The organism is Staphylococcus sp. B1(2026) (assembly GCF_058895785.1).
The window spans coordinates 21,627-37,869 of sequence record NZ_JBZXTS010000005.1; the positions used below are offsets into that span (position 1 = coordinate 21,627).

At 30.3% G+C, this 16,243-nt stretch carries 13 protein-coding genes and 2 riboswitches; of the genes, 12 read left to right on the plus strand and 1 reads right to left on the minus strand.

From position 1 onward, the window contains the following. Positions 1 to 323 precede the first annotated feature (323 nt). The 5 genes from AC5EAH_RS01840 to rpsO all read left to right on the plus strand — a co-directional run bounded on the left by AC5EAH_RS01840 (position 324) and on the right by rpsO (position 5,322). Positions 324 to 1,127, plus strand: coding sequence for a RecX family transcriptional regulator (locus tag AC5EAH_RS01840; RefSeq protein ID WP_493493046.1), 804 nt, complete (start codon positions 324 to 326; stop codon positions 1,125 to 1,127). Position 1,128: 1 nt separating this feature from the next. Next, the gene (locus AC5EAH_RS01845) at positions 1,129 to 2,103 is read left to right on the plus strand and encodes a hypothetical protein (protein WP_493493047.1); all 975 of its coding nucleotides are present in this window, start codon (positions 1,129 to 1,131) and stop codon (positions 2,101 to 2,103) included. An 11-nt stretch (positions 2,104 to 2,114) separates the two neighbouring features. Continuing rightward, entirely contained in the window at positions 2,115 to 2,912 is a 798-nt protein-coding gene (locus AC5EAH_RS01850; protein WP_493493048.1) for a DUF1444 domain-containing protein, read from the plus strand. A gap of 960 nt (positions 2,913 to 3,872) precedes the next feature. Next, positions 3,873 to 4,823 carry an LPXTG cell wall anchor domain-containing protein gene (locus AC5EAH_RS01855; RefSeq protein WP_493493049.1) on the plus strand — a complete coding sequence of 317 codons (951 nt, stop codon included), beginning with the start codon at positions 3,873 to 3,875 and terminating at the stop codon, positions 4,821 to 4,823. Positions 4,824 to 5,049: 226 nt separating this feature from the next. Beyond that, entirely contained in the window at positions 5,050 to 5,322 is a 273-nt protein-coding gene (rpsO, locus tag AC5EAH_RS01860) for a 30S ribosomal protein S15 (protein WP_493493050.1), read from the plus strand. 21 nt (positions 5,323 to 5,343) lie between these two features. On the opposite strand, the gene plsY is transcribed toward rpsO, so the two are convergent. Further along, the gene (gene plsY, locus AC5EAH_RS01865) at positions 5,344 to 5,976 is read right to left on the minus strand and encodes a glycerol-3-phosphate 1-O-acyltransferase PlsY (protein ID WP_493493087.1); all 633 of its coding nucleotides are present in this window, start codon (positions 5,974 to 5,976) and stop codon (positions 5,344 to 5,346) included. Positions 5,977 to 6,180: 204 nt separating this feature from the next. Here plsY and parE point away from each other — a divergent pair, with 204 nt between their 5' ends. The 7 genes from parE (at position 6,181) to AC5EAH_RS01900 (ending at position 16,144) form a co-directional block, all read left to right on the plus strand. Continuing rightward, positions 6,181 to 8,127 (plus strand): DNA topoisomerase IV subunit B, encoded by a 1,947-nt coding sequence (gene parE / locus AC5EAH_RS01870; protein WP_493493051.1) that lies wholly within the window; start codon positions 6,181 to 6,183, stop codon positions 8,125 to 8,127. Positions 8,128 to 8,136: 9 nt separating this feature from the next. Continuing rightward, positions 8,137 to 10,563: a DNA topoisomerase IV subunit A gene (parC, locus tag AC5EAH_RS01875; protein ID WP_493493052.1), complete on the plus strand. Its 2,427-nt coding sequence runs from the start codon at positions 8,137 to 8,139 to the stop codon at positions 10,561 to 10,563. A gap of 176 nt (positions 10,564 to 10,739) precedes the next feature. Beyond that, positions 10,740 to 12,170, plus strand: coding sequence for an alanine/glycine:cation symporter family protein (locus tag AC5EAH_RS01880; RefSeq protein ID WP_493493053.1), 1,431 nt, complete (start codon positions 10,740 to 10,742; stop codon positions 12,168 to 12,170). Between the two features lie 49 nt (positions 12,171 to 12,219). Continuing rightward, positions 12,220 to 12,450 (plus strand): hypothetical protein, encoded by a 231-nt coding sequence (locus AC5EAH_RS01885; RefSeq protein ID WP_493493054.1) that lies wholly within the window; start codon positions 12,220 to 12,222, stop codon positions 12,448 to 12,450. A gap of 215 nt (positions 12,451 to 12,665) precedes the next feature. After that, positions 12,666 to 13,688: a LacI family DNA-binding transcriptional regulator gene (locus AC5EAH_RS01890; RefSeq protein WP_493493055.1), complete on the plus strand. Its 1,023-nt coding sequence runs from the start codon at positions 12,666 to 12,668 to the stop codon at positions 13,686 to 13,688. Positions 13,689 to 13,756: 68 nt separating this feature from the next. Beyond that, a riboswitch (SAM riboswitch) is annotated at positions 13,757 to 13,861 on the plus strand. 85 nt (positions 13,862 to 13,946) lie between these two features. Further along, a complete protein-coding gene (gene metK / locus AC5EAH_RS01895; RefSeq protein WP_493493056.1) occupies positions 13,947 to 15,146 on the plus strand; it encodes a methionine adenosyltransferase in 1,200 nt (399 codons plus the stop codon). Between the two features lie 68 nt (positions 15,147 to 15,214). Then, positions 15,215 to 15,387, plus strand: a riboswitch (yybP-ykoY riboswitch). Further along, positions 15,383 to 16,144 carry a TerC family protein gene (locus tag AC5EAH_RS01900; RefSeq protein ID WP_493493057.1) on the plus strand — a complete coding sequence of 254 codons (762 nt, stop codon included), beginning with the start codon at positions 15,383 to 15,385 and terminating at the stop codon, positions 16,142 to 16,144. It overlaps the preceding riboswitch by 5 nt. Positions 16,145 to 16,243: the final 99 nt, after the last annotated feature.

The following is a 16,243-nucleotide window of genomic DNA, read 5'->3' on the forward strand; positions in this document are numbered from 1 at the left end:
AAAAGAATGTGAATAGTTGCTATTCACATTCTTTTTATTGTATTGTAAAAATATAGTAATTGATGACATCAAAATAGGAGGCGATCTTATTAAAATTATTAAATTGTATTACCAAAGTAGATCATTGAATGAAGATTTTATAACGTGGTGGTTAAAACGTTATTTAGGTTTTTATGGTAAATTAACTGTTGCGCTACTATTATGGGGATTATGGTTTGCTTTTTTATTTAATATTAAATTGATAATATATTTTATAATTTTTATTATCATCATTTCAGCTATTGTAATCAGTTATGAGATTTGGCAATATAGGGGGAAATTTTATGAAAATAACAAAAGTAGAACAAAGTCAAAAAAATCACATGAGATATAATATTTACTGTGATCAACAATTTGTACTATCAGTTTCAGAACATACTTTAATTAAATTTGTCTTATTGAAAGATAAAGAAATTTCTACTCATGAATTAGAACAAATTAAAACATATGAAAATTATCAAAGAGTTTACGACAAAGCAATTCAATTTATTTCTTATAAACTCAGAACAATTAGTGAGATGAGGCAGTATTTACATCAATTAGAAGCATCTGAGCAATATATTGATCAAGTCATTGAGAAATTATTATTAGAAGGCTATTTAAATGATGAATATTATGCGCAATGTTATGTCAGTACAATTATCAATACAACTGATAAAGGACCAATAATTATTCAACAAAAATTAGCACAACATCAAATTGATAAGATGAAGATTAATCAAGCTATTGATATGTATTCACCACAACAATGGCAAGAACGTTTAGAAATGTTAATTCATAAATTCATCGTTAAACAACAACTTCCTAAGCGTGCCTTAATACAAAAAATTTTACAAACTTATCAACGTAAAGGTTATATGATGTCATCAATTCAAGAAGTGTTATCAACAGTTAATTGGCAACAAGTTATTAATGATGAAACGACACAAAGATTAATTGATAAAGTTGCACAAGATTTTTATCATAAGTATCAGAAAAAACATCAAGGTTATCAACTGCGTACAAAATTATATCAAGCATTGCAGCGAAAAGGATTTGATTATGATGATATACAAAGCATCGTGAGTAAATTGTTGGAGGAAGATTAATATGCTAATAATAAATAAATTATTAAAAAGTTGGTTATTTGCTTATATCATTGCTGTGATTGGTCAACAGTTATTGCTTGCTCTATTTAATTTTACCAATTGGCTACCGTTACAACAAAGTGCACAGCAATTAATGCAGTATTATACGTTGATTTTCACGATTATTTTTGCTTATTTTTTATTTGATGATGCACTTTATATTATTGTGTCAATGTTAATTGTTATTATTCAGCCAACGCCTATGTCATTATGGTTAATTGCCCTGAGTCTTATTTTAATTTATTTTTGTCGTCAATTAACGCTTCAGTCACATGAATTAATAGGTTTGTTTCTTTCATCAACATTTATTGTTATTTTATCAATTGTAATTTTACCTTGGTTTGATTGGCAACAATCGATACTAGTCTATGTTTATCAAAGTATAATAGATTTACCTGAGTCAACTTTTAAAGTAATTATCGTGAGTTTAGTTTTTAGTTTAAATACATTACTTCCTAATGATGCTAATCAACTAATATCGCAATTAATGATACCGTCAGATATGCTTATTTTAGCAAGTGCATCAAGTACAATATTTATTATTTCTTTATCAACGCTATGTTTATATATGGGGGCCATTAAAGAAAGTCTAGTACAAAGTTTATTAGTGCCAGCCATTCAATTGATTAATGTTTTAAAATATCCTATTGTGCTATTAATCCCTTTAATCGTGACTTTAGTATTAACATTAATGAGTTATTATGTGATGCCTTTAAATAATTCGATTAAATCGGTTTTTTATGGCAGTAGTTTTTTTATAGCATTTATTGATGGTGCCCAACTTAATGGTGGTGGTATATGGGGCTGGACCAATGTATTGACTATCTATGTTATTTTGCCTATGCTATTAACATGGTTATTGGCATATATATTAGATAAAATGAATTGGTTTAAAAAAGTATCCATGAAACTTACACGACAAATATTTCAACAATAAGGAGAAGATTAATGCGTTATCAATTGAATGATATAGAAAAAATAATGAAAGACAAATTAAAAGATTATGATATAACTGTAGATAGAAAAGAAGAAAAGATGACAGTAAAGCATATTCATGGTGGAAGTGTAGTAGTAGCACTAAGAACATTATTAGCAAAAGCAAATGAACAAGAGAATTTAAATAATATAGATGAGGCAGTCTATTACATTACTACGAGTTTAACAGCCAGAGCTAAAGATGAAACGGTAACGATTAATTTATCACAAATTTATCCTGTTATTCGTGCAACGAGTTTTCCAAAAATGACTAAACAAGATGTTGCTTTTGTTGTAACAGCGCATACAGCTGAAACAATGATTTATTATGCATTAGATTTAGGTAATACCTATCGTTTAATAGATGAAAAATTATTACAACAATCAAATATTACTAAAGAACAATTGCATGAAGCAGCAATCACAAATTTGAAACAATTACCAGTATCTTTAGCTAAAGATGAAGTAGTAAGTAATCATTTTTATTTTGTAAATAATAAAGATGGTTATGATGCAGCAAGAGTATTAAATGACGAGTGGTTAAATCAATTAGTAGCTACATTTACAGGTGAAGCAATCATGGCTATTCCACATCAAGATACCTTGATTATTGGTGATATTGTTAATGAAGCGGGTTATGATATTATGTCAAAAATGGCCATTCATTATTTTACGGAAGGATTAGTTCCCATTACCTCTATGACATTTAATTATGAAGAGAATAAGATAACACCTTTATTTATTCTAGTACAAGATAAAAAGATGAACTGATATATTACATAAATATTACGTTGATTACAGAGATATAACAAGTTAAGTTTTTAATGAAATAGAATTGAATCTCCTAAAATAATAGGGTAATCTAATAATACGATATAACATAGGAGAAAATGACATGAAGAAAAAGAATAAATTAACTAAAGTTTTAGGCGCGTCCGTTATGGCAACATCATTATTATTTCCAACAACAGCTCAAGCAGCGATAGATGCTTCAAATATTACTGTCGATTCAGGGATGGAAAATACAATTTTAGCTAAAATTAATGCTATTCGAGAAGCTAATCATTTACCATTAGCAACTTACTCACCAGCTTTATCAGAACAAAGTAAACATTTATTAGCGGGTGCTGAGTCAGTTAATAGTCGTTTTACGAATGGTGCAGGTAGTGCGCATAATTATTATGGACAATATAATTACAATACAAATGAAGTGTGGTCTTCAATTGGTATGTCATCAGGTTTTGCATTAGATCAATGGATTACTGAAGCAAATAGTGTAACAGCAGGTGCAATGCACTGTATGACTTTATTAACAGCAAGTGAAATTGGTGGTGCGTTAGCAACGGAAAATGGTCAAACATTGTATGTAAGTACATATACACCAGGTGGTAATGCTGAAATTGATAAAACAGCACGTGCAATATGTAATAGTCCACTTGTACATGCACCATATGGTGGTAATTTAGCGAATGCTTATACTGATGTATTAAATTCAGGTAAATCAGTTAAACCAGAAGTTGAAACGACTCAACCAGTTTCTACACCAGCAGAAACTGTAACCGAGCAACCTTCAATGAATGTTGAAGCAACAACACAACAACCACAAGTAAGTGTGGAAGAAGTAACATCAGTAGCAAAACCAGCACCAGAAAGTAAAGAAGTAGCAACAACAATTGAAAAACCACAAGTAAGTGTGGAAGAAGTAACATCAATAGCAAAACCANAGTAAGTGTGGAAGAAGTAACATCAGTAGCAAAACCAGCACCAGAAAGTAAAGAAGTAGCAACAACAATTGAAAAACCACAAGTAAGTGTGGAAGAAGTAACATCAGTAGCAAAACCAGCACCAGAAAGTAAAGAAGTAGCAACAACAATTGAAAAACCACAAGTAAGTGTGGAAGAAGTAACATCAGTAGCAAAACCAGCACCAGAAAGTAAAGAAGTAGCAACAACAATTGAAAAACCACAAGTAAGTGTGGAAGAAGTAACATCAATAGCAAAACCAGCACCAGTAAGTCAAGAAGTAGCAACAACAGTTGAGAAACCACAAGTAAGTGTGGAAGAAGTAACATCAGTAGCAAAACCAGCACCAGTAAGTCAAGAAGTAGCAACAACAGTTGAGAAACCACAAGTAAGTATGGAAGAAACAACATCAACTAAAGCAACAACAAGTCAACAAAATGACACAGCACAATTAGTGAATGACTTAACAAAACAAAAAATTGCTAATAATGTGGCATATATTAATGAAGTAATTAATGTTTTAAAAACTTCAGCACAATCAAAAGAATTAACAGAATTAGTTGATCAAATTGAAAAAGCTAAAAATGATGCTTTAAATATGAAAGATGATACTAAAGTATTAGAAGGTTTAGAAAATATTATTCTTGCATTTGAAAAATTAGCTAATGAAGAAGAAACTTCAGAAGCAGTATCAACAACATCAACAGTCACAACAACAGAAGTTAAGAGTGAAAAAGCACAAGTAACAACGGATGCAGTCAAACACAATACAACAAAAGCAAGTATTGAAAAAACTGTTAACAAAGTAGCTAAAAATCCAAATAAAAAAATGTCATTACCTAAAACAGGTGTTACAGGAGAAACTTCTTATGCACAATTAGGATTGTTAGGTTTATTATTGGCAACATTAAGTTTCGGATTACGTCGTAAAGCTAAATAAAATCATAATTATTGAGATAGTTAAATAAGCTATCTCAATAATTTTTTTGTTTCTAAAATATGAGTTTATTTCTATTACAATTTGATATCATTAAAATATTTCTCTTGATTTTATTATGAAAGTTCTATATTATTAAAAAGTAAGACCTTTACCTTGGTTATATGGAGCACTCCAACTCTTATAACTCAGTTAAGGGCGACTATAATATATTTTGGAGGTGCCTCACATGGCAGCAATTACACAACAACATAAACAAGAAATTATCGCTAAATTCCGTACGCATGAATCAGATACTGGTTCTCCAGAAGTACAAGTAGCAGTTTTAACTGCAGAAATTAATGCATTAACTGAACACTTAAACACTCATAAAAAAGATCATGCTGGTCGTCGTGGTTTACTTAAAAAAGTTTTCCGTCGTCGTCATTTATTAGATTACTTACGTGATAACGATATTCAACGTTACCGTGAATTAATTAAAACATTAGGTTTACGTCGATAATAAGAAAAATAAGAGTAATGATTAATTATCATTACTCTTATTTTTATCAAATGTATTTTTAAATAACCAAAACGGAACATGTGGTTCTTGATGATTTAAAATACGAATGATGTTAGCTTTATGTTTCCAAATAACAAATAGTGCGGCAAGAATTAAAAATAGTTTAGTGATATTGTCACTAAAAATAAAGGTGCTTATTATTACTGCAATTGCTGATAAAATACTTGATAAAGATACGTAACCAATTAAAAGTAAAGTAGTGACAAAAGTAATAAAAGCAATTAAAAAAATGACAGGTTGAAATGCAAGTAACATTCCTGCTGATGCTGCTACAGCTTTGCCGCCTTTGAATTTAGCAAATATTGGATAAACATGCCCTAGAATAACAACAACACCAAAAACTAGAGGATGCCAGGCATTAACATGAATAAAAGTCATAGGTAATATGACAGCAAGATATCCTTTTAAAATATCTATTAACATGACAATGCTTCCTGCCGGTATGCCTAAACATCTGAAAGTATTTGTTGCACCTAAATTACCACTGCCCATTGTACGTATATCTTTGTGAAAAAAGATTTGACCAATCCATAATGCAGTAGGTATTGATCCTAATAAATAGGCAATAAGAATAAATATATAATTCATAATTATACTCCTTAAATAATGAGTCAGCTGTTCATTTGAAATGATTAAGTATGAAAATGACTAACCTTATCAAAATTTTAACATAGTATATAAGAATACACAACAAAACGCTGTCTAATCGGTTATTAATAGTATTCATTTGAAATTACTGACAAAATATTGAATTAAGTTTATAATAACAAGTGTTTAAAAGAAATAAGAGGTGAAACAATGACAAAAAAAGTAACGACGAATTATAATGCTGATTCTATTCAAATTTTAGAAGGTTTAGAAGCAGTAAGAAAACGTCCTGGTATGTATATAGGTTCAACAGATTCTCGTGGTTTGCATCATCTTGTCTATGAAATTGTTGATAATTCAGTAGATGAAATTTTAGCTGGTTACGGTGAAACAATTAATGTCGTTATACATAAAGATAATTCTATTGAAGTTGAAGATTTTGGTAGAGGTATGCCAACAGAACAACATGCTTCGGGTAAACCAACACCTGAAGTTATTTTAACGGTATTACATGCAGGTGGTAAATTTGGACAAGGTGGTTATAAATCATCAGGTGGTTTACATGGTGTAGGTTCCTCAGTAGTTAATGCGTTGTCAGAATGGTTAGTTGTTACAATTTATAGAAACGGTAAAATTTATAGACAACGTTTTGAACAAGGTGGGCATCCAGTAACTACATTAGAAGTTATTGGTAAAACTAAACGAACTGGAACTGTAATTCATTTTAAACCAGATGCAACTATTTTTTCTAAAACGGTTTATAAATATGATATTTTATCAGAACGTTTAAGAGAATCGGCATTTTTATTAAAGAATGTTGAGATAAAATTAACAGACGAACGTACAGTACCTGTTCAAAATGAAGTGTTTAAATTTGAACGTGGTATTGAACAATTTGTTGAATTTTTAAATGAAGAAAAAGAAACATTAAATAAAGTTGCTTATTTTGAAGGTAAATCAAATGACATAGAGGTTGAATTTGCTTTTCAATTTAATGATGGCTACTCTGAAAATATTTTATCTTTTGTTAATAATGTAAGAACAAGAGATGGTGGTACGCATGAAACAGCGACTAAAAGTGCACTTACACGTGCCGTGAATGAATATGCACGAAAAGTTAATTTGTTAAAAGAAAAAGATAAAAATTTAGATGGTGCAGATATTCGAGAAGGTTTAACTGCTATTATTTCTGTGCGTGTGCCTGAAAATTTATTGCAATTTGAAGGGCAAACGAAGAGTAAATTAGGAACATCAGAAGCTCGAAGTGCAGTAGATAATGTTATTGCAGAAAATATGATATATTGGCTAGAAGAAAATGTACAAACTTCAACATTATTAGTAAAGAAAGCTATTAAAGCACAACAAGTACGTGAAGCTGCGCGTAAAGCACGTGAAGAAGCACGTTCAGGCAAAAAAAGAGGTAAAAAAGAGAATTTATTATCAGGTAAATTAACACCTGCACAAAGTAAAAATGCATCTAAAAATGAACTGTATTTAGTCGAAGGTGATTCGGCAGGTGGTTCAGCTAAGCAAGGAAGAGATCGTAAATTTCAAGCTATTTTACCTTTAAGAGGTAAAGTATTAAATACTGAGAAGGCAAAATTTGATGATATTTTTAAAAATGAAGAAATTAATACGATTATTCATACTATTGGTGCAGGTGTAGCAGTTGATTTTAAATTAGAAGATTGTAATTATGATAAAATAATTATTATGACAGATGCTGATACAGATGGCGCACATATTCAAGTTTTATTATTAACATTTTTCTATCGTTATATGCGTCCTTTAATTGATGCAGGTAAAATTTATATTGCATTACCCCCTTTATATAAAGTAGAAAAAGGTAAAGGTAAATCTAAAAAATTAGCATATGCATGGACAGAAGCCGATTTAGCTCAAGCAATGAAAAAAGTAGGAAAAGGTGCTGAATTACAACGTTATAAAGGTTTAGGTGAGATGAATGCTGATCAATTATGGGAAACAACGATGAATCCCGATACACGAACATTGATACGTGTAGTGATTGAAGATGAATCTCAATCTGAACGTCGTGTTGTCACTTTAATGGGTGATAAAGTAGAACCACGTCGTGAGTGGATTGAACGTCATGTTGAATTTGGTTTACAAGAAGAGCAATCGATTTTAGAAAAATAGGGGGAAATCATGAAAGATACAATTCAATTGATGTCACTTGAAGATGTAATGGGTGATCGATTCGGACGTTATTCAAAATATGTTATCCAAGATCGTGCATTACCTGATGCAAGAGATGGTTTGAAACCTGTACAAAGACGTATTTTATATGCAATGTATACAGAAGGTAATTTTGCTGATCGTAATTATCGTAAATCAGCTAAAACAGTAGGGACAGTAATAGGTAATTTTCATCCACATGGTGATTCCTCTGTTTATGATGCGATGGTGCGAATGTCGCAAGATTGGAAAATGAGACATATATTAATAGATATGCAAGGTAATAATGGATCGGTTGATGGTGATCCAGCCGCAGCTATGCGTTATACGGAAGCACGTTTATCAAAAATCGCTCATTTATTATTACAAGATATTGAAAAAAACACAGTAGAATTTGTGATGAATTTTGACGATACTGATGAAGAGCCAACCGTATTACCAGCACGTTATCCTAATTTATTAGTTAATGGTTCTGTTGGTATTTCAGCTGGTTATGCAACAGATATTCCACCACATAATTTAGGTGAAGTGATTGATGCGACATTATATTTATTAGATCATCACCAAGCCAATGTCGATGAATTAATGCAATTTATTAAAGGGCCAGATTTTCCAACTGGTGGTATCATTCAAGGACTTTCAGGCATTAAGCAAGCTTATGAAACAGGAAGAGGTCGTATTGTCGTTCGCTCTAAAACAGAAATTGATATGATGCGTAGTGGACGTGAGAGAATTATTATTACAGATTTACCTTATGAAGTTAATAAAGCTAATTTAGTCAAGAAAATAGATGAATTGCGTATAGATAAAAAAATAGAAGGTATTAGTGAAATTCGCGATGAAACTGACAGAGAAGGTCAGCAAATTGTGATTGAACTAAAAAAAGAAGTGAATGCACAAGGTATTTTAAATTATTTATTTAAACATACGGATTTGCAAGTTGCTTATAATTTTAATATGGTAGCTATTGACGAACGCCGTCCTAAATTAATGTCATTACGTCAACTATTACTTGCTTATATTGAACATCAAAAGCAAGTAATCTACCAACGTTCAGTTTATGAATTAAATCGTGCGAAACAACGTATGCATATTGTAGAAGGTTTAATTAAAGCTTTTTCGATATTAGATAAAGTCATTCGACTTATTCGTAATTCTGAAAATAAATCAGACGCTAAAATCAATTTACAAGATGAGTTTGATTTTACAGAACAACAAGCAGAAGCTATCGTTATGTTACAATTATATCGATTAACAAATATGGACATTTTAGCACTACAAAAAGAATTTGATAACTTGAAAACAATGATTCATCAACTTGAAAAAATTATTAATAATAGCTCTACTTTAGTAAAAGTGTTGAAAAAAGAACTATTAGAAGTAAAAAAAGTGTTTGATGCACCAAGACGTTCAGTCATAGAAGCTAAAATAGAAGAATTAAAAATAGAAAAAGAAGTATTAATTGCTAGTGAAGATGTGATTGTTACCTTGACAAAAGATGGTTATATTAAACGTACTTCAACAAGAAGTTATATAGCATCTAAAGGTATTGAAGATTTAGCAATGAAAGATACGGATATTTTATTAACTAAAGTGGATTGTAATACACAAGATGTAGTTGTTATTTTCACTAAAAAAGGTTATTTCTGTTATGTACCAGTGCATTTATTACCTGATATTAAATGGAAAGATTTAGGACAACATTTATCTAGTATTTGCACATTAAATGATGATGACGAAGTGTTGAGCTTAATGCTAGAAAAACAATTTGTTGATAATGATACAATTGTTATGTCGACTAAAAATGGTATGATTAAACAAACATTAACAAATAAATTTAAGTTAACGCGTCATAATAAAGCTTCAATGGCTATTAATTTAAAAGAAGATGATGAGTTGATTTCTGTTTATCATTTAACAAGTAGTCAATTATTGACTGATGTTATTGTGACAACTAATGTTGGTTATGTTTTAAGATATAATCATCAAGATATTCCAGTATCAGGATTACGAACAGCAGGTGTTAAATCAATCACATTAAAAGATAATGAGTATGTTGTAGGTGCTTCGCCAATTTTAATAGATAATCATTATTTAGTGACTTTATCTCAAAGAGGCGCAGCTAAACGTATGAAATTAACTGATTTTGATACAGCAAAAAGAGCACAGAGAGGATTAGTTATCTTAAAAGAACTTAAATCTCAACCTCATAGATTAGTTTTCGCTAAAGTTATGTCAGATAATGTAACATTAGAATTAGTATCTGAAAAACAGATGATTAAACATATAGAAGTGAAACATATAAGACTATCAGAACGTTATACTAATGGTAGTATAATCGTTGATACAACTGACTTTGGAGAAATCACCTTAGTACATGAAAAAGTTAGTGAGTAGATAAAATTATAAATTAACTTTAAGATATATCGTATGATGAGTGTTCATAGAACTATGGACAAAAATAGGAGTTATTGGTATATTTAATATGTAATTAATAAAGCAATAGTAAAAGTTACTTAATATTAAGTAGCTTTTACTATGTTTATAAATAATAAAGTTTATTAGGAGGACATATGTTTGAAAAATATTTAAATACAATAAATGATTTCTTTTCTACAGGCCAAGCATTTATTTGGAGTTATTTTGCTATTGGTTTATTAGTAGTATTAGGTATTTATTTTACGATTAGTTTTAAATTTATTCAGTTTAAAGGCATTAAAGAGATGTTTAAAGTGTTAACTGAATCACCAGATCGTGAAGGTGTATCATCATTCCAAGCATTTACAATTTCTGCAGCTTCTCGAGTAGGAACAGGTAATATCGTAGGTGTTGCCATTGCTATCTCTATGGGAGGTCCAGGTGCTGTATTTTGGATGTGGGTAATGGCTGGTTTAGGTGCATCATCTGCCTTTATTGAAGCGACATTAGCTCAAATTTATAAAAAACGTGATCCTGAAACAGGCGCATTTATTGGTGGACCAGCTTATTATATAGAACGTGGTTTAAATCAAAAATGGTTAAGTGTTATCTTTGCAGTATTAATTACAATTACTTTTGCTATTTCTTATAGTTCTATTCAAGCAAATACAATTGCGCAATCATTAGAGATTTATCATGTGCCTACACATATTATTGGTATTGTGTTAGCAATTTTAACAGCAGTAATTATTTTTGGTGGTGTTCACCGTATTGCAAAATTCACAGAATGGTTTGTGCCATTATTAGCAATTGTTTACTTAGCAATGGCTTTACTTGTTATTATCATGAATATTACACATGTGCCACATGTGATGATGATGATCATTAAGGGTGCTTTTGGTATAGAACAATTTGCAGGTGGTTCTATTGGTGCCGCAACTGCAATGTTTTTAGGTATTAAACGTGGTTTATTTTCAAATGAAGCTGGTGAGGGGTCAGCACCACATGCTGCAGCAACTGCTTCAGTATCTCATCCAGTAAAACAAGGTTTAATTCAAGCCTTGGGTGTATATTTTGATACTTGGATTGTTTGTTCAGCAACAGCCTTTATGATTTTATTATACCCAGGTTTAGAATATGGTGAATCTGCATTATCAGGTATTAAATTAACACAAACAGCGTTAATTCATCACTTAGGTACGATAGGTGGTTCATTATTAACATTTTCAGTATTTTTATTAGCTTATAGTACAATCATTGGTAATTATTTCTATGGTGAAACAAACATTAAATATTTAACAGATAGTAAAATTGCTCTACAAGCATTTCGTGTTTTAGCTGTTCTTGTTATTTATTTTGGTTCAGTTGTACAATTAGATTTAGTGTGGAATATTGGTGACTTCTTTATGGCATTGATTACTACAATTAATTTAATTGCAATTTTAAGCCTTAGTCATGTTGTTTATTCAACAACTGTTGATTATTTAAAACAACGTAAAGCAGGAAAAAATCCAATATTTGAAATTAAAAATATTAGTTCGGATTTAACTAATATTGATTGTTGGGGAGAAAACAACGCAAAATAGTGAGTATGGGCGATAATCGTCCATACTTTTTCTTTATGGAGGTAAATCAATGAGTTTTTTACAATGTTTTATTAAAAGTTCGAAATTAGTTTTGTTATTTATTGTATTTAAGATTGTTATGAATATTATATTTGATAGTCAAAAAGTAAAATTATTTATTTTAAATATATCTAATTGGTCGGAATGGTTAGTCATTATCATCATCTTGCTAGCAATTTGGTTTGTATTAACAATGATTTTGGCTGTTATATATTATCTTTATAAAAATTATAAAAAATAATAATTGCAAATAAAATGTTTTAGAGAAGTTAATACGCTCTGAAACATTTTATTTTATAATCTCGAGGAAATAGTTTTGAAAAATAAAACTATATACTTGTGAAAATAGATGAAAACATGTTATTATGTTATATGAAACGGTTACAAGAAGAAAAAATATTGATAATAAAACTAATGATAGAGATTTTAATTTATAAAATGTAAAGGAGAACAATTATGACTGTTACAATTTATGATGTTGCACGCGAAGCAAAAGTGTCAATGGCAACAGTATCACGTGTAGTAAATAATAACCCTAATGTTAAAGCAGCAACACGTCAACGTGTTATGGACGTCATTGAAAGACTAGGCTATACACCTAATGCAGTAGCTCGAGGTTTAGCAAGTAAAAAAACAACAACAGTAGGTGTGATTATACCTGATATTTCTAATTTCTTTAATGCTGAACTGGCACGTGGTATTGAAGATATTGCTAGAATGTTTAAGTATAATGTTATGTTAACGAATTCAGATCAAGATAGTGATAACGAATTAGAAATTTATCAAACATTAGTAAGTAAACAAGTTGATGGTATTGTTTATTTAGGAGGTGCTTTATCTCCTAAATTAACACAGTTATTTACTAATGGTACGATACCGGTTGTATTAGCAGCCACTTCAGATAGTGAAAAAGTATTACCTTCAGTGAATATTGATTATCAAGCAGCAGCTAAAGAAGCAACTTTAAAATTAATTAATAATGGTAACCGTAAAATTGCTTTAGCAATTGATTCGAATAAAAATGTTGTTTGTCAACAAATTTTAGCAGGTTATAAAGATGCTTTAATGGATAAAAATATTAAATTTAATCAAAAATATGTATATGATACATGTCATACTTATAATGATGGTATTGAAGTGTATCCTACTTTAGCCAAAGCTGGTGTTGATGCTGCTGTGGTTTTAAACGATGAAGTTGCTTTAGCATTTGTACATAGTGTACAAGATAATAATAGAAGTGTACCAGAAAATTTTGAAGTGATTTCATTTAATAATACAAAATTAGTTAATATGGTAAGACCAAAAGTATCTTCAGTAGCGCAACCAATTTATGATATTGGTGCAGTATCAATGCGTTTATTAACTAAATTAATTGATAAAGAAAAATTAGAAAAATTAGAAGGTAGTAAAATTTCACAAGATGAAGAAAATCATGTGATATTGCCTTTTACAATTCGTTATAGAAATTCAACAAAATAAAATTTTTAGATTGAAAGATATCAGTTGACAACTGAAAAAGAGTTACTTATAATATGCAGAGTAAGTTAATCTTATCCAGAGTTGGTGGAGGGAATAGGCCCAATGAAACCCAGCAACCCCGTAAATTACGGAAGGTGCTATCCTTAGCAAAGTTTTGCTTTGAACGATAAGAGGCATAATAGTACGTACTGCCTTATGTGGATAAATATTAATTTATTTACATGAGGTTTTTTTATTTTTAGTTATTAGGAGGATATTATGACAATCAAAAAATTATTCACTTCAGAATCAGTTACTGAAGGACATCCAGATAAAATTGCAGATCAAATTTCAGATGCAGTATTAGATGCAATTTTAGCACAAGATCCACAAGCACGTGTGGCTTGTGAAACATCTGTTACAACAGGTTTGGCATTATTAACTGGAGAAATTACAACAACAGCGATTATAGATTTACAAAAAATTGTGAGAAAAACAATTAATGAGATTGGTTATAATCATAGTGCATTAGGCTATGATGGTAATTCGATTGCTGTATTAACTGCTATTGATGAACAATCACCAGATATTGCAATGGGTGTAGATCAATCTCTTGAAGCAAGACAAGGTCAATTATCAGATCAAGAAATTGAAGCTATTGGTGCAGGTGACCAAGGTATCATGTTTGGTTATGCTAGTAATGAAACACCTGAATATTTACCTTTACCTATTGCTTTAGCACATCAATTATCTCGTCGTTTAACAGAAGTTAGAAAAAATCAACAATTAACTTACTTAAGACCAGATGGTAAAACACAAGTAACTATTGAATATGATGAAAATAATCAACCTTTGCGTGTAGATACTATTGTTATTTCTACACAACATGATGAAAATATTAGCCAAGAACAATTGCATAAAGATATTCATCGTGAAGTTATTGATAAAGTAGTGCCTAAAAATTTATTAGATGATGAAACAAAATATTTTATTAATCCTACTGGACGATTTATTATAGGTGGTCCTGTTGGAGATGCTGGATTGACAGGTAGAAAAATTATAGTGGATACATATGGTGGTTATGCTAGACATGGTGGTGGTGCTTTTTCTGGTAAAGATGCAACAAAAGTTGATCGTTCAGGTGCTTATGCTGCACGTTATGTGGCTAAAAATATTGTTGCAGCTGGTTTAGCAGATAAAGTTGAAATTCAATTAGCTTATGCAATAGGTGTATCCGAACCTGTATCCATTTTAATTGATACTTTTGGTACTGGTAAAGTATCAGATAAACAATTAATAGAAGTTATACGTCAGAATTTTGATTTGCGTCCAGCTGGAATTATTAAAATGTTAGATTTACGTCGTCCTATTTATCAACAAACAGCAGCATACGGTCATTTTGGACGTACAGATGTTGAATTACCTTGGGAACAAACAGATAAAGTAGAAGTAATTAAAGCAGCATTAAATCAATTGTAACATTGAATGTAAAGATATAGACAAAGTTTTATTAACTTGTTATACTTATTAAGTATTAAATATAAAATTCCCAAGTCAAGGGGGAGTAACTGGTTATCTATTTATTTAGATAATGCTATTGTCGTCATTACATGATTATATCATCGGTGATAGCAGCATATTCATGCTTAGTGAGACCTTTGCCATTATTGGCAAAGGTCTTTTATATTTGTGTAATATTTTTAAGGAGGAAAAATATGTTATCAACAGTTTTAGCATACGGATGGATTTTAATTGTATTAGTTTTTTTAGAAGGTTTGTTATCAGCAGATAATGCTATTGTTATGGCTGTTATGGTAAAACATTTAAATAAAGAAGAACAGAAAAAAGCTTTATTTTATGGGTTATTAGGTGCAGTTATCTTACGATTTGGTGCATTATTTTTAATTACTATTTTAGTAGAATTATGGTGGATTCAAGCATTAGGTGCTGCTTACTTACTATATGTTGGGTTAGCACATACTTATAAATTTTTGAAAGTTGGTCATGATGAAGAAGATGGCAAACAATCAGGAGATAGTTTTTGGGTTACTGTTATTAAGGTTAATATAGCAGATTTAGCCTTTGCTATTGATTCAATGCTGGCTGCTGTTGCAATTGCAGTGACTTTACCTAAAGTAGGTGATTTTTCTGTAGGTGGTATTAATGGTGGACAATTTGCAGTAATGTTCATTGGTGGTATTATGGGTATTGTTTTAATGCGTTATGCAGCTAATGCGTTCATTAAATTATTAGCAGATAAACCTGGTTTAGAATTATCAGCATTTTTAATTGTTGCTTGGGTAGGTGTTAAATTAGTTGTTATTACATTAGCACACGAAGCAGTACATATTTTACCACATGATTTCCCACATTCATTTGCATGGAATTCAATTTTCTGGTCAGTATTACTTGTATTATTAGTAGGTGGTTATGCCTTTTCTGATAAAATTCAACAATATTTAAATAATAAACAATAATAAGAAATAAGTTCATGATAAATATAATCATGAGCTTATTTTTATTTATTTCATCTATTATCTGTGATAATATATACTCATAAGAAAACGCTTGCAAAT

Bases quoted from the DNA above. Each gene is read 5' to 3' on its own strand.
- AC5EAH_RS01850 (WP_493493048.1), top strand. From the start codon at position 2,115: ATGCGTTATCAATTGAATGATATAGAAAAAATAATGAAAGACAAATTA.
- metK (WP_493493056.1), top strand. From the start codon at position 13,947: ATGACAATCAAAAAATTATTCACTTCAGAATCAGTTACTGAAGGACAT.
- rpsO (WP_493493050.1), top strand. From the start codon at position 5,050: ATGGCAGCAATTACACAACAACATAAACAAGAAATTATCGCTAAATTC.
- AC5EAH_RS01890 (WP_493493055.1), top strand. From the start codon at position 12,666: ATGACTGTTACAATTTATGATGTTGCACGCGAAGCAAAAGTGTCAATG.
- AC5EAH_RS01900 (WP_493493057.1), top strand. From the start codon at position 15,383: ATGTTATCAACAGTTTTAGCATACGGATGGATTTTAATTGTATTAGTT.
- AC5EAH_RS01840 (WP_493493046.1), top strand. From the start codon at position 324: ATGAAAATAACAAAAGTAGAACAAAGTCAAAAAAATCACATGAGATAT.
- AC5EAH_RS01845 (WP_493493047.1), top strand. From the start codon at position 1,129: ATGCTAATAATAAATAAATTATTAAAAAGTTGGTTATTTGCTTATATC.
- parC (WP_493493052.1), top strand. From the start codon at position 8,137: ATGAAAGATACAATTCAATTGATGTCACTTGAAGATGTAATGGGTGAT.
- parE (WP_493493051.1), top strand. From the start codon at position 6,181: ATGACAAAAAAAGTAACGACGAATTATAATGCTGATTCTATTCAAATT.
- AC5EAH_RS01880 (WP_493493053.1), top strand. From the start codon at position 10,740: ATGTTTGAAAAATATTTAAATACAATAAATGATTTCTTTTCTACAGGC.
- AC5EAH_RS01885 (WP_493493054.1), top strand. From the start codon at position 12,220: ATGAGTTTTTTACAATGTTTTATTAAAAGTTCGAAATTAGTTTTGTTA.